The organism is Flavobacterium sp. (genome assembly GCF_027531705.1).
Lineage (GTDB): Bacteria > Bacteroidota > Bacteroidia > Flavobacteriales > Flavobacteriaceae > Flavobacterium.
This window is the reverse complement of record NZ_JAPZSP010000010.1, coordinates 51,860-71,013: the sequence shown is the minus strand read 5'-3', so window position 1 is coordinate 71,013 and position 19,154 is coordinate 51,860. Positions and strand designations below refer to the sequence as shown.

Genomic DNA, 19,154 nt, shown 5'->3' with positions numbered 1-19,154 from the left:
AATCCAAAATCCATAATTCGTAAATCCTAAATAAAAATGTCTAAACCATTAGAAATCCTACAACAATACTGGAAACACGATGCGTTTAGAGCTCCGCAAGAGGAAATAATTTCATCAGTCTTAAGCGGAAAAGACACATTCGGATTAATGCCAACTGGTGGCGGAAAATCAATTTGTTTTCATGTTCCAGCCATGATGATGGACGGAATTTGTTTGGTCATTTCGCCTTTGGTCGCACTTATGAAAGACCAAGTGCAAAACCTTCAAAGCAAAGGGATAAAAGCAATCGCACTAACAGGCGGAATTCGTCAAGATGAAATAATCGATTTGCTCGACAATTGCCAATACGGAAATTACAAATTCCTTTACCTTTCTCCAGAAAGATTACAAAACGATTGGATAGTCGAACGAATTAAAAACTTACCAATAAACCTTATCACTATTGATGAAGCACATTGCGTTTCACAATGGGGACACGATTTTAGACCAGCTTATCTCAAAATTGTAAAGCTTAAAGAATATTTTCCAAAAGTGCCTTTTTTGGCTTTGACAGCATCGGCGACCAAACGCGTTCAAGAAGATATTTTTGTGCAACTTCAACTCAATAATCCTGCAATATTTACCAAATCATTTGCACGAGATAATTTAGCCTACATGGTTTTTGAAGTCGAAGATAAACTCTACATGATTGAGCAAATTCTTCGTAAAAATCCACAACCATCCATCATATATGTTACCAATAGAAAAGCTTGCTCTGATACCGTTTCGCAACTTGAAACGTTAGGATTTACAGCAACTTTTTATCATGGCGGCTTATCAGCTAAAGAAAAAAACAACCATATGCAACTTTGGATGGACGAAAAAGTGCAAGTTATGGTGGCAACAAACGCTTTCGGAATGGGAATTGACAAAGCCAATGTAAAAACGGTCATACATCTTCATTTTCCGCAAAATCTAGAAAATTATTACCAAGAAGCTGGTCGTGCTGGTCGAAATGGTGAAAAAGCTTATGGTGTTTTATTAGCCAATTCATCCGACTTAATTCACGCCGAAGAACAATTTTTAGGAAGTTTACCTGATAAAGTTTTCTTGAATTTGGTTTTTGTAAAACTGTGCAATTTCTTCCAAATCGCATATGGAGAAGGAATTGATGAGCAATTTAGTTTTAACCTGAACCAATTTTGCACCAAATATAATTTTCCGACTTTAAAAGTCTATAATGCTATGCAGTTTTTGGATAGACAAGGTATTATTTCATTGTCGCAAGAGTTTTCAGAAAAAATTTCATTGCAATTCATCATCGAAAGTAAAGAAGTCATTAGATATATGAGTTTGAATCCGCAAGATGAAGAAATTATTTTAGCCATTTTAAGAACTTATCCCGGAATTTATGAAACCTTGACAGCTTTCAATCTTCAATTGATTGCCAAAAAATCTAATTCAGCAGAAAATCAAGTTTTGGCTGTTTTAAAAAAGTTGAAAGAAAAAGATATAATCGAATATATTGCCAAAAATAATGACGCTACAATTGTTTTTAATGAAGTTCGCGAAGACGAAAAAACCATAAATCGTGTTTCCAAATACTTGGAAGCACAAAATCAATTGAAAACACATCAGTTAAAATCGGTTTTGTATTATATAAAGGAGAAAAATACTTGCAAGAGCAAATTGTTGTTGCGCTACTTTGGTGAAATTAAAGAAGAAGATTGTGGTGTTTGCTCGTATTGTATTTCCAAAGCTGTCCCAAAGAAAAGCACAAAGTCAATTTCAGAAAAAATTATTGGTTTGTTGAAAATACAAGAATTAAATTCGAGAGATATTCAAAAAATGACCAAATTACCCAAAGACGATGTTATCTTTGCCCTTCAAGATTTGTTGGAAAAAGATATTGTCATCGTTAAACCTAACAATCTATATTCACTTAAATAAAACTGAACTAAATTCAGCCTGAATGGAAAAACTAAGAATCGTTTTTATGGGAACACCCGAATTCGCCGTTGGCATTTTAGATACCATAATCAAAAATAAGTATGAAGTTGTTGGAGTAATAACGGCTGCCGATAAGCCAGCAGGTCGCGGTCAGAAAATAAAATATTCGGCTGTCAAAGAATATGCTCTAGAAAACAACTTAAACCTTTTGCAACCAACCAATTTAAAAGACGAAACTTTTTTAGCTGAATTAAAAAGCTTGGATGCAAATTTACAAGTTGTAGTAGCTTTCAGAATGTTGCCAGAAGTTGTTTGGAAAATGCCAAAACTAGGAACTTTTAATCTTCACGCATCGTTGTTACCCAATTATCGTGGAGCTGCCCCAATAAACTGGGCTATTATTAATGGAGAAACCAAAACTGGCGTTACTACTTTCTTTATTGATGATAAAATTGATACAGGCGCCATGATTTTGAGTAAAGAAACGCCTATTTCAGAGACTGAAAATGCTGGCGAATTACATGATAGATTGATGCAAATAGGAAGTGAAGCTGTTGTAGATACGTTAGCATTAATTGAAAGTGGCAATGTTACTACAACCATTCAAAAAGATTCAAATGACATAAAAACGGCTTATAAACTCAATCGTGAAAATTGCAAAATAGATTGGAATATTTCAGGAAAACAAATTCATGATTTAATTCGTGGTTTGTCTCCTTATCCTGCTGCTTGGTGCTTGTTTAAAGATGGTGATGAAGAATGGAGCGTGAAAATTTATGAAGCAAAATTGAGTTCAGAAAATCATTCATTTGCTATTGGAACAATCATTTCTACCAAAAAAGAATTGAAAATTGCTGTTCAAGATGGCTTTATTGAGGTTTTAAGCCTTCAATTTCCTGGTAAAAAGAAGATGAAAACGGTTGAATTGTTAAACGGAATGACATTTTCGAATACAATTAAAGCTTCGTGAGACCATGATTTTGTTGATAATGGGAAAAATGCAACTTTAAAAAGCTGGATTTATCAACAAAAGCCATGATTTATTAACAAAATCAGTAAAAATGAGGCTTATCACTTGCGAGGTGTATATTTTCTATTAAATTTGTTATGATTAACAAAAAAATGTTTAACCAACAATTAATAACTATTATTATGAACAAATCAGAATTAATCGACGCTATTGCTGCCGATGCTGGAATTACAAAAGCTGCAGCTAAATTAGCTTTAGAATCATTTTTAGGAAACGTAGGTGGTACTTTGAAAAAAGGTGGAAGAGTATCTTTAGTAGGTTTCGGATCTTGGTCAGTTTCTAAAAGAGCTGCTAGAGACGGAAGAAATCCTCAAACAGGAAAAACTATCAAAATTGCTGCTAAAAATGTAGTGAAATTTAAAGCTGGAGCGGACTTAGAAGGTTCTGTAAACTAATCTAGTTTTACTTTGATATAAATTAAACGCTTCGATATTATCGAAGCGTTTTTTTTAATAAAAATTTGGAATTTTACCTTTTTTTCTTATATTTATTAAAAATTTGCAAGTTTATGACATCTGAAAAACTACAGAAAGGACATTTGCTCATTGCTGAACCCTCGATAATTGGAGATTTATCATTCAATAGGTCTGTAATTTTATTGGCAGAACATAGCGATGAAGGTTCTGTTGGTTTTATAATAAATAAGCCTCTAAAATATACTATCAAAGATTTAGTTCCCGAAATTGAAGCTAATTTTAAAATTTATAATGGTGGACCAGTCGAGCAAGACAATTTGTATTTTATACATAATGTTCCTGAGTTAATTACTAATAGCGTAGAAATCTCTAATGGAATTTATTGGGGTGGCGATTTTGAACTGACACGAGATTTAATCAATGATGGTTCTGTAAAAAAAGACAATATTAGATTTTTTCTAGGTTATACTGGTTGGGATGCTCAACAACTAGAATCTGAAATGCAAGCAAACTCTTGGATTGTTGTTGAAAATCTGTATAAAAATAAAATAATTGGAAAACCAACCACTGATTTTTGGAAAGAAAAAATTCTAGAATTAGGTGGTGAATACATTATTTGGTCTAATGCACCTGAAAATCCTTTATTGAATTAATTCATTTAACTTTTCGTTCAATTTAATTGCAAGAGTAGAAGTAAACTCTTTTTTGCGGTATTTTGTTATTGGTTGTATTCCTACGATAACATTTGTGATAAATAATTCATCTGCTTTTTGTAAATCGAATGGGGAAATTACACCTTCAATTACTTCGATATTTTCAATTTTTTTTGCAATTTTTAGGATTTGCTTACGCATAATTCCGTTCAAACAACCTTCAGATAGGGCTGGAGTTATAAGTTTGTCTCCTATTAACATAAAAATATTTCCATTTAATGCTTCAATAACATTCTTATCGGTATTTAGTAAAAGACAATTTTGAAAATCATTTTCTTTTGCAAAAATGCTACCAGTTACATTAATTATTTTATTAGTTGTTTTGATTGTCGAAAGCAATTGTTTCGTTACAAGAAAATCTTTATACAATTCAACTTCGTAGCTAGATTGATTCAATTGATAACTTGGATTTTCAATCGGATTGGTTTGAATGATGAAAGAAACAGTATTGGTTTCAGGCGAATATAAACCGCCGTCATTTCTAAAAACAGTAATTCTAGCTTTGCAAGATTGTGAACAGTTAGTTGCTTTTGCGAGATTTAGTATTTGTTCTTCAAAATATTCCATTGTAAAATTCATTGGAATTTCCATTCGTACAATTCGCATAGAAGAAACCAATCTGAAGTAGTGTTCTTCAAGAAATAAAACCTTATCGTTTACAATTTTTATTGTTTCAAAAACACCGTCGCCATATAGAAAACTTCTGTTAGTGTTTGATAATGTTGTAGTTGAGGAAACAATTTCGCCGTTCAAATTTACCATAAAAAAATCCCGTCAAGTTTATTAGAAATTGACGGGACAAATATAAGTTTAATAATGTGTTTTACACAGAGCCAATAACATGTTTTAGTTCAGAAACTTGATTTTCCCATAACAGAGAAGCTTCTTCAACTTCTTCTTCAATGGCAAAATCCACAATCATTAAAGAAACATCTTTGGTTATTTCGTCTTCTAAAATTCTTAATTCAAAAAAGTATTCGGTATCTTTATTATCTTCATCAACCCATTTGAATTTAACTTTTTCGCCTGTCTTCTTTGACGCCAATCGGGCGTTTTCTTCGGAATCATCCCAAATAAAAGTAAAGAATTCACCACGTGAATTTACGTTGTCAGCAAACCACTCTGAAAGTCCAGAAGGTGTTGATATATATTGATATAACAATTGAGGGGATGAATTTATAGGAAATTCTAATTCGTAACGTATTTTTGATTCCATTATGTGCAAAATATTTCCCGAAAAGTATAGAATTAAAATTCAAAAAAAAAGCATTTTCAAAAATAATTTTTTTTTAGTGATTTATATTTGCAACATCTGATTTAAGTTTTATATTTGCACCCGCAATGAAATAACATTTCTGACCGAAAATGGCGAGGTAGCTCAGTCGGTTAGAGCGCAGGATTCATAACCCTGAGGTCGGGAGTTCAAATCTCCCTCTCGCTACAAAACCCAATTACTATGTGATTGGGTTTTTTTTATAACTTCAAATTTTAAAAAATGAAAAAAATATACATTTTATTATTCTTACAAGTAATATCTGTTTCCAACGCCCAACTAAAAACAATTGTTGGAAAAACAGCTTATCCTTTTTGGATAAATGTTCCTGTAGTTGAAGATAAAACTGAGAAACTTCCAATTTTAGTATTTCTTCACGGTAAAAGTCTTTCGGGAACTGATATCAATAAGGTAAAACGATATGGTGTTATTAAAGCTATTGAAAAAGGTAGAAAAATCAAAGCAATAGTCGTTGCGCCACAATTAGCAAGTGGTCCATGGAATGCTGACAAAATTTTAGAATTGATAGAATATATTCAAAAAGAATACACAACCGATACTTCTCGTGTTTATGTTTGCGGTATGAGCCTTGGCGGTTATGGCACGCTAGAAATCGCAGGCAAGCATCCAGATAAGATAACAGCTGCAGTTGCTATTTGTGGTGGTGGAAACGAAAAAGATGCTTGTAATCTAGCCAAATTGCCTTTATGGATTCAACATGGTGATAATGACAAAGCAGTTCCTATTTCGGAATCTCAAAAAATTGTAAAAGCCATCAAAAAATGTGATAAAAACGCCGATGTTACTTTTACAACAATACCAGGCGGAACTCATGGTAGCGTTGAATCATTATTTCACACGGATGCTTTATATAATTGGTTGTTCGAACATGTTAAGAAATAAAACTAGTTTCTAGACATTTCTAAAAGTTTTATTCCAAATAAAACGCCATCACCTTGAAAACCATTTTGATAAGAACGAATATAATCGATTCTCAAAAATCTAAATTTTCCAAAACCTAAATTGTCTAATCCAACTGTAAATTCTCTGTAAGGAGTTCTGTTTGGAATTGACAAATTATGAAATCCTAAAACCAATTGCGATTGTAGTTTTTTGAGCAAAGGAAGTTTATTCATCAAATAACCTTTGTCGTTGTGTTCCAAATGTGTTTCAAAATAACTGTCATTGGTGCTTGATGAATAGTAAGGCAAAAGATTAAATTCGTTCAAATAACTCATACCATGACTAATATGCGTTTGATTTCCGTTGAAATGTTTAAAATCGGTAAAAGCTATATTTTCTGCATTAAAGAACTTTCCAGCCATTAAATTAACTTGTAAATTTCCTTTATTTCCAATCGAAAATTCATCTGAAACTTTTGCGGTAACAAGATCATATTCGTAGTCTTTGTTGGTTGCCGCAAATGTTTTCTCGTAACCTAAATTGATAGTTGGAAATTTTCCGTTATTAAAACTATATTTTCCATCTGGTCGCGAATAATAACGCTGTCCAAATTTTATAGTTGCATTTATATTGGTTTTGACCAAATTATTTTTTTGAAAAGGTTGGTTTAAAAAATCGTTTGGCAACAACGGATTGTTTGAACTATACAAATCATCCGATTTTATAAAAGCATAATCGGTTGTGTTGTAAAGTGGTTTTCTTTCGGCATATTCGGCACCAAAAGACATATGTAAACCATTTAGAACTTCTCTATTAAAATTGGCTGTCACAAAATTTTTCTCATATAATTTCATAAAATTATTTTTGAAGAAAAGTGAACTTACGGCATTTACAATGTTAGCAATGGGTCTATTTTGGTTGAATTGACCAACTGAACTTCCTCCAAAAATGGTTAAAGTTGCTTTGTTAGTATTGTTGAATTTTTGGGTATGACTAGCAACAACTCTTACTTTATCTTCAGCAAATCCATAGGTAAAACGTGCGCCAGTGCTTGAAAATGTGTTTTTTTCTTCGTCTCTTTTGTTAAAGTAAATTCCAACATTTGAATTAAAACCTTGTACAGTATTATAAGAAGTTGCCATTAGCGGGCCATCATATTGCGCCGACCATTTTTTGAAAGTATTAGAATAGCTATAACCCATAATCGGGCTTGATAGTTTGAATTTATTATGCTTTTTGTCAATAGAATCTAAGTAAACTTGTGAAGTTTTTTTGATACGTAATTTTTCTTTTTTGACATAATCAATCGCTTCTTCATCGGTCAAAGGAACTGGTCGTATGGTTGCCCAAAAAGCATCATCTTTTTTAGTTGCATTTTCTTCAAACTTTAGAATTTCTCTGCTAAATGTTTTTTTGTCAAATTTATCAGGAAACTCAAAGTTAGAATAGCCATGCGTAAATCTTCCATTGAATTTGAAGGCAAAAATTCCTGCATTAAAATCTAATGTTTGAATGTTTTTCACCCAAATTTTAGTATTCGAATTATAACTGAAATTTTGTTTAATCTGCAATGTATTGATTACTGGATTCTGAATTTGGGAACCTTTTATAGTCAAATCAGTCGCGTAAATAGCCCAACTATCTTCTACTATATAGATGTAGCCTTCCATGGCTGGTTCGTTTTCTCGTTTTGGAGTAACTTTTATTTTATTGATTTGTTGGTTATTTTCATCATAAAAAGAGCCTTCAAATTGAAATTTATAATAATTAAAAGCATTGTCTGCAATGGGTGAAATGACTTTTGTATCAAAATCTAAGTAGTTTTCATAAAAATCAAAGTTGGCTTGAGAAGCTGTATTAAAGCTCACTCCGCGACTGTTACCACTAACTTTTGAAGCAATAATAGTTTCGTTTAATTTGTCGGGTTTTTGAAAAATAATTTTAGAAACAGTTTCTGATAAATAAAGAATGCCACTTCTTGTTGAGTCAACCACATCATCAAATTCGGTAATCTCTTGACCCATAAATTTTTTAGGCAAATCCTTTACCTTAATAATACCTCTTGAATAAAAATCACATTTATACTTGGCTGTTTTAGCTGAATTTTCCTTTCTACTTGCAATAGCATTTTTCATAATGGCAATTGCAGGATTATCCTTTTTAGAAACCACGATTTCATTTAGCTGAAAATCTTCTTCTTTTAGCTGAATATCAATATTTACAGGTATTTTTTCGATAGTTACAACAACTTTTTCTGTTTTATAACCAAGATATTGAAATAAAATAACATAAGTTCCAGGAATTTTTAAGTTGATTTCAAAACGCCCTAAATCATTAGAAGTTGTACTTGTATAGGTATCTTTTAGATAGATATTTACAAACGAAATTGGATTGCCATTGGTATCAGTAACGGTTCCTCTTACTTGAGAATAAATTGGATTTGACAATAATAATAGGAGCAGAATGATTTTTTTCATGGCTTTATTTTTATTATAGACGATTAGTATTGTCAAAAGGTTGCATGCTACTGCAAAAGAAAATCAAAAAACTTTATTTTAGAAAAGACTGAATTGCCAGTCGGTAACTTTCCAAGCCAAAACCGATAATTATTCCTTTAGCATTTGGCGAAATATACGATTGATGTCTGAAAGTTTCTCTTGAAAAGGTATTAGAAATATGAACTTCAACAACAGGAGATTTTATTGCTTTTACCGCATCACCAATTCCTATCGAAGTATGAGTGTAAGCTGCGGCATTCAAAATGATTCCATCATATTCAAAACCAATTTCTTGTAGTTTATTAATAAGTTCACCTTCAATATTACTTTGATAGTAATCTAATTTTATATCTGGAAATTCATTTAAGAGTTTTTTGAAATAATCTTCAAATGTTTCGTTTCCATAAACATCTGGTTCTCTTTTACCGAGTAAATTAAGATTTGGACCGTTGATAATGATGATTTTCATTGTAAAATGTTTTTGTAAATATAAAAAAAAAACCGCCACTAATTTGTGACGGTTTTTATACTTTATGTTAATTTGCCCAGAATACCAGGCATTTGTTTTCCTCTAACTTCGTAAACTGATTTCAACCACAATGGAAAAAGAAGTGGAACAACAATAAAAGTTAATTTGTTGTATTCCCAAGCTTTTTCAAACTCAAAATGAATAAAATGCATTACGCCTTTTGTAAGACCACAAGCATAACATTCAATGTTAGCTAACATTTTTGAGAGGCAAATGCTTTGTCCTTCATCAAAATAATTAGCTGGCAAAAATAACAGAATAAATGGTGCAATTATTGTTATCCAATTGCGTGTATAGAAAACAATTTTTCTTAACATATTGTATTATAGAGTCTTGTCGTAATTACCATCTTTTGGTTTTAAATCACCTGTGATGATTCTAATCAAGTCGATTAATGCCCAAACGCCACAACCACCTAAAGTTAGCAATTGAACAATTCCTTGCCAAGTATAGCCTAAGTAAAAACGGTGAATTCCAATTCCACCCACTAAAGCAGCAAGAACTAAAGCAATAATTTGACTTTTTTCACCTTTTGCAGCTGCTGGAGATGATAGTTCTTCTTTTTGTTCAACAACAGTTGTTGTGTTTGTAGTTGTTCTTTGTTCAACTGGGAAAGATGCGTAGCTAGCAGATAATGATAGCATGAAAAAAGCAATTAAGCTGAAAAATAATTTAATTTTCATAAAAAAAATAGTTAAAGGATTAATATTACATTTGCACAAATATATAGAATCATGGCAAACATCAAAATTTTTTTATTACTTTTTTTACAAATTTGTTTAACAGCATTTTCTCAATCAAAAAATAATTATGAATTTGTTGGAGGATTGAAATTAAATGGAAGTGATGAGCAAGTTATCTCATATAAAATTTCATTAAAAGAAGATAATGGAGTAATAACAGGTTACTCAATAACTGATTTAGGTGGAGAACATGAGACAAAGAACACGATTATTGGAAAATACGATAAAAGTAAAAATGTTCTTTTCTTTAAAGAAGATGAAATTGTTTACACAAAATCTTCAATTAAAAAAAATTCATTTTGTTATGTAAATTTTAAAGGGAAAATTAATTTAAAGTCTTCTAACCCAAAAATTGATGACAAATTTGTCGGATTATATAAAAATGAAACTAAATGTATAAGCGGAACAATACAAATGGTAGGCACCAAAAAGATACTTAAACTTGCCACTAAAGTAAATAACAAGATTCAAAAATCTAAAAGAATTGATAAAGACGTTAAGGAAAAAGTAAATCCTTTAAAAAACATTGATTCATTGAGTATGAATGTTTTAAAGGATAAGCAAAATTTGCAAATGTTTACTAAAGATAAATTGATAAAATTTGAAGTGAATGACCAAGGTGTTGAAGATGGAGATATGATAAATATTTATGTAAACGGAAAAATAATTTTAGATAATTATGTTGTCGTTAAACAAATTAAAATAATTGAAATACCTATTACAAATCAATTTACAACGATAGAAGTTGAAGCTATTAATGAAGGAACTATGGCGCCAAATACTGCAAATGTTGTAATTAGAGATTCTGAAAATGAACTTAAAACGATTACAAAACTATCTAAAGGTAAAAAGACTACAATTTCAATTGAAAGTAATTAAACATTGTTTGTAATCTTTTTAAAAAAATATAAAACATCAATATTTTTAATAAAATACTTATTAATATATTTGTTTACATTAATTTTTAAACAAAATTTTATCATGAAAAAAATTACAATAATTGTAGTTACTTTTATTTTCTTCACTAGTTCTAATGCACAAGATGCCAATAAGTTTAGAGTAGGGTTAGACCTAGGAATAGTTCCTGCAAAAAAAGGATTTGGTTTAGCATTTATTTTGGAACCAAAATATAATGTTAGAGAGAATATGAATATTGGTTTACGATTGGGATCTACCGCAATAATAAAAAACACCAATACTTCTTCTAATCCAATTTCGGGTTCATTAGAAGGTATTGGGTCTTATACTGGTACGTTTGACTATTATTTTCCTAATGGAGATAATTTTGTTCCCTATATTGGTGGAGGTGTAGGATATAATCAGATAGTCAATGTAGTTTTAACTGATATTGGAAATCAAGATAATGTAAATAAAATACCGAATTCTAATGTTATTGGTGGATTAGTAAGAGGTGGTTTTGAATTAGGAAAATTTCGATTAGGATTAGAATATAATTTTTTGCCTAAAACAGCAGCTTATACAATTGCAGGTTCTAAACTTTCTAATGTTTCTAATTCCTTTTTAGCATTAAATTTAGGTTTTTACATTGGTGGCGGAAAGTGGAAGTGATAGAATCAGGTATACAATTGTTGATAACTATGTTAATAACTGTAAAAAACTCCTTGTTTGTTGAATAGTTTATTAACAATATATTTGTTCATATTAATTTTAAACAAAATATAACATGAAAAAAATTATTTTAACTGTTGCAACAATTTTTGCATTTGGAGTAGTTAGTGCTCAAGAAGGAGCAGGATTTTCTAAAGGAGATGTGTTTGTATCAGGAGCAGTTGGATTTAGCTCTGATAATGATAAAAATGCAGATGTAAAAGAAAATGGTTTTGTAATTGAGCCAAGAGTTGGTTATTTTTTAACTGAAAACATTGCTATTGGAGGAAAATTAGGTTATGGTTCAAAAAAAGAAGACACAGCTGGAACTACAACTTCTGATGTTTCTGAATTAACATTAGGTGCTTTAGGTAGATACTACTTTACTCCTGCATCTCAATTCTCTTTATTTGCTGGACTTGAAGTTGATTACACTTCTTCAACTAATAATTTAGGAGCAAAAGTTAAGCAAAATGGATTGGATGTAAATCTTGGAGCTGGTTTAAACTACTTCGTTTCAAGTAATTTTTCTTTAGAAGCTGGTGTTGGTGTTTTAGGTTTTGGTTCGTCAAAGTCTGATGTGTCAGGAGACAAAGGATCTTCTTCTTTCGGTTTTGGTGGAGATTGGAGAGCAGTAACATTTGGTGTTAACTATAAATTCTAATCTAAACTTAGATTTTTTAATAGAAACCGTCTGATTAATCAGACGGTTTTTTTATTCCCAAATTTCACGTTACTTTGTCATATGAATTGGAAGTCCTATATAAAAAGTTATCAATCGTATCTCAAACTTGAAAGAGGCTTGTCTAAAAATACTATTGAAAATTATTCCTTCGATATAGAACGACTTTGTTCATTTTTAAATCAAAATGGTATTGAAGTTTCTCCTATAAATATTTCTGAAGAAACGGTTCAACAATTCATCTATTATATTTCTAAAGAAGTCAATGCACGATCACAAGCACGAATAATTTCAGGTTTAAAAAGCTTTTTTTCTTATCTAATTTTTGAAGATTATAGAAACGATAATCCGCTAGAATTATTAGAAGCACCACGTATTGGTAGAAAATTACCAGATACATTAGCTATTCAAGATATTGATAATCTAATTGCTGCCATCGATTTATCTTCAAACGAAGGTGAACGAAATAGAGCTATGTTAGAAACGCTTTATGGTTGTGGATTAAGGGTTTCTGAATTAGTGAATCTTAAAATATCTGATTTATTTTTTGAAGAAGGTTTTATCAAAATTACAGGAAAAGGAAATAAACAACGATTTGTTCCTGTTGGAAATTTGACTCAAAAATATATTGAATTATACAAAAATTCTGTTAGAGTTCATTTGCCTATTCAAAAAGGACATGAAGATACTTTATTTTTAAATCGAAGAGGAAAACAACTTACAAGAGCAATGATTTTTACCATTATAAAAGACTTAGCTCAAAAGATAAATTTGCAAAAAAGTATTAGCCCTCACACGTTTAGGCATTCATTTGCAACACATTTACTAGAAAATGGGGCTGATTTGCGCTCGATTCAATTAATGCTAGGTCACGAGTCTATAACGACTACCGAAATATATGTACATCTTGACAGAAAGCATTTAACACAAATAATGAATACGTTTCATCCTAGAAAATAATTGTATTGTTGATTTTTTTTAGCAAACTTTGTTATTGGAATAATTATTGATTAACAAATTTAGAAGTATAAATTAAAGAGATGAGCGCAGTAACCGAAAATGAAGTTTTAAGAAAAATAATTAAGCAATTGAATAAATTGTTTTTTCAATTTACTGTTTTCCCAAATAATTCAATTCTTTTTGATTATATAAGTGATGAGATTTTTGATTTCTTTGAAGTTTCTCATGATACTACAATTGTCAATCCAAGAATTGTTTTTTCTGGAAAATCTGATTCTGAGGATTTGATTCGATTTGATGAAAGTCTCAATCATTCAATTGAAACTGTTTCTGAATGGAAACTTGATTATAAAATATTTTTACCAACCAAAGGTGAAAAATGGGTAAGAATTTCAGCAAATCCTAAAAAAAATGATAGTGAAAGTATCACTTTTATAGGGGTTTTAGAAGATATTACTCAAATGAAGATTGATGAAGAAAATACTAAAGCCTATGAAGAAAGAAGTCATTTTGCCAATATGGCTACTAATGTTGGTGTTTGGGATTGGAATCTTGTTACCAATGAAGTTTATTATTCACCCGAATCTTTAAAAATTCTTGAAATAGATAATAATGATGTAGCCCTAATTTCTAACCCAGAAAAGTGGGACGAACGTGTTCATCCTGATGATAGAGAAATTTATTTTAAAAATATTAAAGAGCATTTTGAACAAAAAACGCCTTATTATGAAACCTTTCATCGAATTTTATGTAATGGAAAATACAAATGGATTTTAGATAGAGGAAAAGTAATCTTGCGCGATAATGGCGGCGAACCATTGCGAATTGTAGGAACGCATACTGATGTAAGCGCCCAAAAAGAAAGAGAAGAAAACCTTCTTGAAACACTTGAATTGGTAAATAATCAAAAAAATAAACTGCTTAATTTTGCACATATTGTTACTCATAATTTAAAAAATCATACCAATAATTTTAAATCCTTAATCGAAATGAATGAAGAAGGATTAATTGAAAATGGTGAATTTTTAGCGTTGATTAAAACTGTTTCAAAGGATTTGTCTGATTCAATAGATAATTTAGTTGACTTGGTTAGGGTTCAAAATAATTCTGATACTGAAAAAGTTGAATTGAATGTAAATGATTATTTATACAAAACTTTTAGTGTGTTAACAGATGATATTCACAAAAATAAAATCAAAATTGTAAACAATATTTCTGACCAAGTAACAGTGAAATTTAATCCAGCTTATTTAGAGAGCGTTTTTTTAAATTTAACTTCTAATGCTATCAAATATTCAAATCCTGATGTAAAAGGTAAAATAATTTTTGATTATACTGAAAATGAAAATTATAAAATAATTTCAGTTAGTGATAATGGTTTAGGAATTGATTTAAATCGACATGGAAATGCAATTTTTGGTTTATACAAAACATTTCATAGACACAAAGATTCAAGTGGAATTGGACTTCATATCACAAAAAATCAAATAGAAACGTTACAAGGAAAAATTGAAGTTGAAAGTGAAGTAAATAAAGGATCTACTTTTAAAATTTATTTCAAAAAGTAATCATATAAAAAAACCTGAGTTCTTGCTCAGGTTTTTTAGTTTATACTTTGTTGTTAAATTATTTAGCAATATTAACAGCTCTAGTTTCTCTAATTACAGTAACTTTTACTTGTCCTGGATAAGTCATTTCTGTTTGAATTTTTTGTGAAATTTCAAATGATAAACTTGAAGCGTTATCGTCAGAAACTTTTTCACTTTCTACAATAACACGAAGTTCTCTACCAGCTTGGATAGCATAAGCACTTTTTACACCACTAAATCCGTAAGCAACTTCTTCTAAGTCTTTCAAACGTTGAATATAAGAGTCTAAAACTTGACGTCTTGCACCTGGTCTTGCACCCGAAATAGCATCACAAACTTGAATAATTGGAGATAATAAAGACTTCATTTCTATCTCGTCGTGGTGAGCTCCAATAGCGTTACAAACTTCTTCTTTTTCGCCATATTTTTCGGCCCATTGCATACCTAATAATGCGTGTGGCAAATCACTTTCTGTATCTGGCACTTTTCCAATATCGTGAAGTAAACCAGCTCTTTTAGCTAATTTGACATTCAACCCTAATTCGGCAGCCATGATACCGCAAAGTTTAGAAACTTCACGTGAGTGTTGCAATAAATTTTGTCCGTAAGAAGAACGGTATTTCATTCTACCTACAACTTTTATCAATTCAGGATGCAAACCGTGTATTCCTAAGTCAATAACTGTACGTTTACCAACTTCGATGATTTCGTCATCAATTTGTTTAGCAGTTTTGGCAACTACTTCTTCAATTCTTGCAGGATGAATACGTCCGTCAGTAACTAATTTATGCAATGCCAAACGAGCAATTTCTCTACGAACAGGATCAAAACAAGAAAGAATAATTGCTTCTGGAGTATCGTCAACAATGATTTCTACACCAGTTGCCGCTTCTATTGCTCTAATATTTCTTCCTTCTCTACCAATAATTCTACCTTTTACATCATCAGATTCGATATTGAAAACAGAAACGCAATTCTCAACGGCTTCTTCTGTTCCAACTCTTTGAATGGTATTGATGATGATTTTCTTAGCTTCTTGTTGTGCAGTAAGCTTAGCTTCTTCCATCGTGTCTTGGATATGAGACATCGCTTGGGTTTTAGCTTCTGCTTTTAATCCTTCAACTAGTTGTTCTCTTGCTTCATCAACAGATAAACCAGAAATAACTTCTAGCTGATTCAGTTGGCTTTTGTGCATGCGTTCAACTTCTTGTTGTTTCTTGTCAAGCACTTCAATTTTTGAATTGTATTCAAGTGTTTTGGCTTCAAAATCGTCGTTGATTTTTTTAGCTTTTGCTAATTCGCTTGAAACTTGAGATTCTTTATCTCGAACTCTTTTTTCAACTTCAGCAATTTTTTTATCTCTACCAAGTATTACTTGTTCGTGTTCTGATTTAAGTTCGATGAATTTTTCTTTGGCTTGAAGAATCTTATCCTTTTTGATATTTTCAGCTTCAAGATTGGCGTCTTTTAAGATAGATGCTGCTTCTTTTTTGGCGTTTTTTACCATGTTAGAAACATTGCTTTTTTCCATAAATTTTGCAATTGCAAATCCTGCTCCTATGCCTACTATTCCCGAAATAATTATTGTTAAAATGTCCATAATTTAGTTAAAATTTATATATAAAAAAGCCTACATTAGAGGATTGTATAAACTCGGATATACAAGTTTTGAGCTAACTCGCTGTTCAAGCTTCCAAACTTAATTGGCTTGCTATAGTAACGATGATTTGCTCATTCTAAATTGTTAGTGTTGAGTTTACCAAATAAAACTAATGTAGGCAGTATCTTAGTTAATGTAAAGAACGTATTATTTATCGAGATAGTTGATTAATAAATCATTAATTTTCTTGATTCTAGCAATGGTTTCTGTGCCATCAATAGTAGTATCAATTTGTTTTTGTTCTAGTTGAGAAGCAAACTGCAAGGCACACATTGCCAATACATCTTGTTTATCTCGAACAGCATAATTTTCTTCAAATTGCTTCATCATTGCATCAATTTTTTTAGAAGCACTTCTTAGTCCTTCCTCTTGCGACATAGCAACCGTTAACGGATAAACTCTGTCTGCAATTGATATTTTGATTTTAAGCTTTTCGTCCATAATTTTAATCTGCTAGTTGTGCTATACAGTAATCAATTTCACGAATTAATGAATTTATTTTAAGCTTTGTATCTCTTTTATTTTCGTCACTGCCAAGCAAAGATTTCGCAATTTTTAGTGATTCGTTTTGCTTTTTTAATTCTTCAATCTGTTGTGACTGATTTTTAAAAAGCACTGTAGCTTTACTCAACTCTTGACTTAATTCGGAATTTTTTTGTTCTAAAATAACTAACTTTTGTACTAGTTTTTTTAGTCTTTCCTCAAGAGTATCAATAATTTCTACAATTTCACTCATCTATTGCAAAGTTCTTTAACTTATCTCTACAAAGTTAGTATTATGATTGAATTAAACCAATACTTTTGAAAAATATTTCAAATTTCTAAATTTATTTCTTTTAACTATTTGTATAGAAGTGTTTTATGTTGCGAAATCACTTTTTTTAGGGTTTTAACTTTTTTCCTTATTTTAGCCAAAATATTTTTTTATGAAATTCGTTGTCTTTTTTGTTTTGTTTTCAGTGGGCGTTACAGCTCAAAACCTTTATCCTAAAGATTATTTTAGACCACCAATGGATATTCCAATGCAATTATCTGGAAATTTTGGTGAATTACGTCCAAATCATTTTCATGCAGGATTTGACTTAAAAACGAATAAAGTTGAAGGGCAAAAAGTATATGCTTGCGCCGATGGATATATTTCGAGAATAAAAATATCTATTTATGGTTATGGAAAAGCTATTTATATAACGCATCCTAATGGTTATGTTACTGTCTACGGGCATTTGCAAAGAGCATCGGGAGCTATTCAGGATTATATTGTTGCCGAGCAATACAAACAAAAAGAATATGAAATTGAAGTTTTTCCAAAACAAAATGAGCTTGTTGTTAAAAAAGGTGATTTAATTGCCTTTTCAGGAAATACGGGTGGTTCAGAAGGACCACATTTGCATTTTGAAATTAGAAATGTTTACACTGAAAAAGTTATAAACCCAAGTTATTTTGGTTTTGATATTAAAGATTCAAAAAAGCCTACAATATCAAGTCTTTTGGCTTATCCTATTGATGATAGTTCGATAGTAAATGAGTCAATGCGTCCAGTAATATTAGGTTTGACTTTGCAAAAAGACGGAACATATCTTTCAGATAAAGTATTAGCAAATGGAAGAATTGGATTTGGTGTAAGCTCTTATGATACTGATGATGTTTCTTTTAATTCAAACGGCGTTTTTAGAACACAGTTACTTTCTAATGGTAAATTGGTTTATGGTTATGAATTTGATGAAATAGTTTTTGATGAAGCAAGATATGTAAATACTTTTATTGATTATCCAAGATATAAAGCCAGTAAACAAAGAGTTCAAAAGTTGTTTATGAAAGAACCTTATGGTTTAAGTAATATAGAAAAAAATGAAGATAGCGGAATTTTTAATGTGGTTCAAAACTTTTCTCAAACGGAACATTTAGAAGTATCAGATTTTAATAATAACAGTACGGTTGTAACTATTCCTGTTGAGTATTCTGATAAACCTGCTTTAATTTCTGATGATGTTAAAAAGACAAAATATTTTGTAAAATATAAAAATGATTCAAGTTTTGAAAAAGATAATGTGTCTGTTTTTTTTCCAGCCAATACTTTTTATGAAGATTTTTATTTAAAATTTGATGTAAATGGAAATGACCTTATTTTGCACGATGATTCTGTGCCAGTGCATTCTAATTTTACAATTTCAATAGAAGACAAAACGACAACTGCAGAACAGAAAAAGAAAATGTTTATTGCTACTCGTAACGGAAAAAAACTAGGTTATATTTCGACAAAAGTTAACGGAAATACTTTTTCATGTAGAACAAGAAGTTTGGGACAATTCACACTTGCTAAAGATATTACAGCCCCAAAAATCACAATCGCAAAACCAATTGAAGGCAAATTAGTAACTTCTAAATCTATTCAGTTAAGAATAAGTGATGATTTATCTGGTATCAATTCTTATAAAACATTTTTGAATGGAAAGTGGATTCTTTTTGAATATGAATCTAAAAATAATAAAATCACACACTTTTTTGATGATAATTTCGTTTTAGATGGTGACAATATTTTAAAAGTAATTGTTACAGATAATGTTGGAAATTCAACTACATTTGAAACTACATTCAAAAGAAAAAAAACTAAATAATACGCC

20 protein-coding genes, 1 tRNA gene and 1 other RNA gene are annotated in these 19,154 nt (G+C 30.6%); 12 read left to right on the top strand and 10 right to left on the bottom strand.

The genetic code is table 11. The annotated features are described in order from the left end of the window. Window positions 1-36 precede the first annotated feature (36 nt). From O9267_RS04805 to O9267_RS04790, 4 genes are all read left to right on the top strand, one after another. Window positions 37-1,929, top strand: a complete 1,893-nt coding sequence (locus O9267_RS04805; RefSeq protein ID WP_298176655.1) for an ATP-dependent DNA helicase RecQ — start codon at window positions 37-39, stop codon at window positions 1,927-1,929. A gap of 22 nt (window positions 1,930-1,951) precedes the next feature. After that, complete coding sequence (gene fmt, locus O9267_RS04800) at window positions 1,952-2,899, top strand: methionyl-tRNA formyltransferase (RefSeq protein ID WP_298176653.1); 948 nt, start codon at window positions 1,952-1,954, stop codon at window positions 2,897-2,899. Between the two features lie 182 nt (window positions 2,900-3,081). Beyond that, a complete protein-coding gene (locus O9267_RS04795; RefSeq protein ID WP_298176651.1) occupies window positions 3,082-3,354 on the top strand; it encodes an HU family DNA-binding protein in 273 nt (90 codons plus the stop codon). Between the two features lie 113 nt (window positions 3,355-3,467). Next, window positions 3,468-4,028: a YqgE/AlgH family protein gene (locus tag O9267_RS04790; protein ID WP_298176648.1), complete on the top strand. Its 561-nt coding sequence runs from the start codon at window positions 3,468-3,470 to the stop codon at window positions 4,026-4,028. Here the strand turns inward: O9267_RS04790 and O9267_RS04785 are convergent. Together O9267_RS04785 and O9267_RS04780 are read right to left on the bottom strand one after the other, a co-directional pair. After that, window positions 4,017-4,850, bottom strand: coding sequence for an aminotransferase class IV (locus tag O9267_RS04785; protein WP_298176645.1), 834 nt, complete (start codon window positions 4,848-4,850; stop codon window positions 4,017-4,019). The genes O9267_RS04790 and O9267_RS04785 overlap by 12 nt on opposite strands. 61 nt (window positions 4,851-4,911) lie before the next feature. Beyond that, complete coding sequence (locus tag O9267_RS04780) at window positions 4,912-5,304, bottom strand: START-like domain-containing protein (RefSeq protein ID WP_298176643.1); 393 nt, start codon at window positions 5,302-5,304, stop codon at window positions 4,912-4,914. A gap of 151 nt (window positions 5,305-5,455) precedes the next feature. Between O9267_RS04780 and O9267_RS04775 the strand changes: the two genes are divergently transcribed. Next, window positions 5,456-5,529: transfer RNA gene (locus O9267_RS04775), tRNA-Met, on the top strand. Window positions 5,530-5,583: 54 nt separating this feature from the next. Further along, window positions 5,584-6,264 carry a prolyl oligopeptidase family serine peptidase gene (locus O9267_RS04770; protein ID WP_298176641.1) on the top strand — a complete coding sequence of 227 codons (681 nt, stop codon included), beginning with the start codon at window positions 5,584-5,586 and terminating at the stop codon, window positions 6,262-6,264. A gap of 2 nt (window positions 6,265-6,266) precedes the next feature. Here O9267_RS04770 and O9267_RS04765 read toward each other — a convergent pair whose 3' ends face one another. From O9267_RS04765 to O9267_RS04750, 4 genes are all read right to left on the bottom strand, one after another. After that, the gene (locus tag O9267_RS04765) at window positions 6,267-8,741 is read right to left on the bottom strand and encodes a DUF5686 and carboxypeptidase regulatory-like domain-containing protein (RefSeq protein WP_298176639.1); all 2,475 of its coding nucleotides are present in this window, start codon (window positions 8,739-8,741) and stop codon (window positions 6,267-6,269) included. 73 nt (window positions 8,742-8,814) lie between these two features. Further along, window positions 8,815-9,231 carry a type II 3-dehydroquinate dehydratase gene (gene aroQ, locus O9267_RS04760; RefSeq protein WP_298176636.1) on the bottom strand — a complete coding sequence of 139 codons (417 nt, stop codon included), beginning with the start codon at window positions 9,229-9,231 and terminating at the stop codon, window positions 8,815-8,817. 62 nt (window positions 9,232-9,293) lie between these two features. Further along, window positions 9,294-9,608, bottom strand: a complete 315-nt coding sequence (locus O9267_RS04755) for a DUF2752 domain-containing protein (protein WP_298176634.1) — start codon at window positions 9,606-9,608, stop codon at window positions 9,294-9,296. Between the two features lie 6 nt (window positions 9,609-9,614). Beyond that, window positions 9,615-9,974 carry a TM2 domain-containing protein gene (locus O9267_RS04750; RefSeq protein ID WP_298176631.1) on the bottom strand — a complete coding sequence of 120 codons (360 nt, stop codon included), beginning with the start codon at window positions 9,972-9,974 and terminating at the stop codon, window positions 9,615-9,617. Window positions 9,975-10,025: 51 nt separating this feature from the next. On the opposite strand from O9267_RS04750, the gene O9267_RS04745 reads away from it, so the two are divergent. From O9267_RS04745 to O9267_RS04725, 5 genes are all read left to right on the top strand, one after another. Continuing rightward, window positions 10,026-10,913 carry a hypothetical protein gene (locus tag O9267_RS04745; protein WP_298176628.1) on the top strand — a complete coding sequence of 296 codons (888 nt, stop codon included), beginning with the start codon at window positions 10,026-10,028 and terminating at the stop codon, window positions 10,911-10,913. Window positions 10,914-11,015: 102 nt separating this feature from the next. Beyond that, entirely contained in the window at window positions 11,016-11,603 is a 588-nt protein-coding gene (locus O9267_RS04740) for a hypothetical protein (RefSeq protein ID WP_298176625.1), read from the top strand. Between the two features lie 115 nt (window positions 11,604-11,718). Beyond that, window positions 11,719-12,306, top strand: a complete 588-nt coding sequence (locus tag O9267_RS04735) for an outer membrane beta-barrel protein (protein ID WP_298176623.1) — start codon at window positions 11,719-11,721, stop codon at window positions 12,304-12,306. Between the two features lie 81 nt (window positions 12,307-12,387). Continuing rightward, the gene (gene xerD / locus O9267_RS04730) at window positions 12,388-13,284 is read left to right on the top strand and encodes a site-specific tyrosine recombinase XerD (RefSeq protein WP_298176621.1); all 897 of its coding nucleotides are present in this window, start codon (window positions 12,388-12,390) and stop codon (window positions 13,282-13,284) included. Between the two features lie 80 nt (window positions 13,285-13,364). Then, the gene (locus O9267_RS04725) at window positions 13,365-14,852 is read left to right on the top strand and encodes a PAS domain-containing protein (protein WP_298176620.1); all 1,488 of its coding nucleotides are present in this window, start codon (window positions 13,365-13,367) and stop codon (window positions 14,850-14,852) included. Window positions 14,853-14,910: 58 nt separating this feature from the next. On the opposite strand, the gene rny is transcribed toward O9267_RS04725, so the two are convergent. The 4 genes from rny to O9267_RS04705 all read right to left on the bottom strand — a co-directional run bounded on the left by rny (window position 14,911) and on the right by O9267_RS04705 (window position 17,269). Beyond that, entirely contained in the window at window positions 14,911-16,473 is a 1,563-nt protein-coding gene (gene rny, locus O9267_RS04720; protein WP_298176617.1) for a ribonuclease Y, read from the bottom strand. A gap of 49 nt (window positions 16,474-16,522) precedes the next feature. Continuing rightward, window positions 16,523-16,629, bottom strand: a non-coding RNA gene (gene ssrS / locus O9267_RS04715) — 6S RNA. Window positions 16,630-16,680: 51 nt separating this feature from the next. Next, on the bottom strand, window positions 16,681-16,974 hold the full coding sequence (locus O9267_RS04710) for a cell division protein ZapA (protein WP_298176615.1): 294 nt from the start codon (window positions 16,972-16,974) through the stop codon (window positions 16,681-16,683). 4 nt (window positions 16,975-16,978) lie between these two features. Further along, entirely contained in the window at window positions 16,979-17,269 is a 291-nt protein-coding gene (locus tag O9267_RS04705) for a hypothetical protein (protein ID WP_298176613.1), read from the bottom strand. 190 nt (window positions 17,270-17,459) lie between these two features. Here O9267_RS04705 and O9267_RS04700 point away from each other — a divergent pair, with 190 nt between their 5' ends. Continuing rightward, a complete protein-coding gene (locus tag O9267_RS04700) occupies window positions 17,460-19,148 on the top strand; it encodes a M23 family metallopeptidase (protein ID WP_298176610.1) in 1,689 nt (562 codons plus the stop codon). The last annotated feature ends 6 nt before the right edge of the window (window positions 19,149-19,154 follow it).

What these genes read in the sequence shown, in the direction of transcription:
- rny (WP_298176617.1), bottom strand. Translation starts at nt 16,473, where the DNA reads ATGGACATTTTAACAATAATTATTTCGGGAATAGTAGGCATAGGAGCA.
- O9267_RS04710 (WP_298176615.1), bottom strand. Translation starts at nt 16,974, where the DNA reads ATGGACGAAAAGCTTAAAATCAAAATATCAATTGCAGACAGAGTTTAT.
- O9267_RS04790 (WP_298176648.1), top strand. Translation starts at nt 3,468, where the DNA reads ATGACATCTGAAAAACTACAGAAAGGACATTTGCTCATTGCTGAACCC.
- O9267_RS04735 (WP_298176623.1), top strand. Translation starts at nt 11,719, where the DNA reads ATGAAAAAAATTATTTTAACTGTTGCAACAATTTTTGCATTTGGAGTA.
- O9267_RS04745 (WP_298176628.1), top strand. Translation starts at nt 10,026, where the DNA reads ATGGCAAACATCAAAATTTTTTTATTACTTTTTTTACAAATTTGTTTA.
- O9267_RS04740 (WP_298176625.1), top strand. Translation starts at nt 11,016, where the DNA reads ATGAAAAAAATTACAATAATTGTAGTTACTTTTATTTTCTTCACTAGT.
- O9267_RS04700 (WP_298176610.1), top strand. Translation starts at nt 17,460, where the DNA reads ATGAAATTCGTTGTCTTTTTTGTTTTGTTTTCAGTGGGCGTTACAGCT.
- fmt (WP_298176653.1), top strand. Translation starts at nt 1,952, where the DNA reads ATGGAAAAACTAAGAATCGTTTTTATGGGAACACCCGAATTCGCCGTT.
- O9267_RS04780 (WP_298176643.1), bottom strand. Translation starts at nt 5,304, where the DNA reads ATGGAATCAAAAATACGTTACGAATTAGAATTTCCTATAAATTCATCC.
- O9267_RS04725 (WP_298176620.1), top strand. Translation starts at nt 13,365, where the DNA reads ATGAGCGCAGTAACCGAAAATGAAGTTTTAAGAAAAATAATTAAGCAA.
- aroQ (WP_298176636.1), bottom strand. Translation starts at nt 9,231, where the DNA reads ATGAAAATCATCATTATCAACGGTCCAAATCTTAATTTACTCGGTAAA.
- O9267_RS04785 (WP_298176645.1), bottom strand. Translation starts at nt 4,850, where the DNA reads ATGGTAAATTTGAACGGCGAAATTGTTTCCTCAACTACAACATTATCA.
- O9267_RS04795 (WP_298176651.1), top strand. Translation starts at nt 3,082, where the DNA reads ATGAACAAATCAGAATTAATCGACGCTATTGCTGCCGATGCTGGAATT.
- O9267_RS04770 (WP_298176641.1), top strand. Translation starts at nt 5,584, where the DNA reads ATGAAAAAAATATACATTTTATTATTCTTACAAGTAATATCTGTTTCC.
- O9267_RS04705 (WP_298176613.1), bottom strand. Translation starts at nt 17,269, where the DNA reads ATGAGTGAAATTGTAGAAATTATTGATACTCTTGAGGAAAGACTAAAA.
- O9267_RS04750 (WP_298176631.1), bottom strand. Translation starts at nt 9,974, where the DNA reads ATGAAAATTAAATTATTTTTCAGCTTAATTGCTTTTTTCATGCTATCA.
- O9267_RS04755 (WP_298176634.1), bottom strand. Translation starts at nt 9,608, where the DNA reads ATGTTAAGAAAAATTGTTTTCTATACACGCAATTGGATAACAATAATT.
- xerD (WP_298176621.1), top strand. Translation starts at nt 12,388, where the DNA reads ATGAATTGGAAGTCCTATATAAAAAGTTATCAATCGTATCTCAAACTT.
- O9267_RS04805 (WP_298176655.1), top strand. Translation starts at nt 37, where the DNA reads ATGTCTAAACCATTAGAAATCCTACAACAATACTGGAAACACGATGCG.
- O9267_RS04765 (WP_298176639.1), bottom strand. Translation starts at nt 8,741, where the DNA reads ATGAAAAAAATCATTCTGCTCCTATTATTATTGTCAAATCCAATTTAT.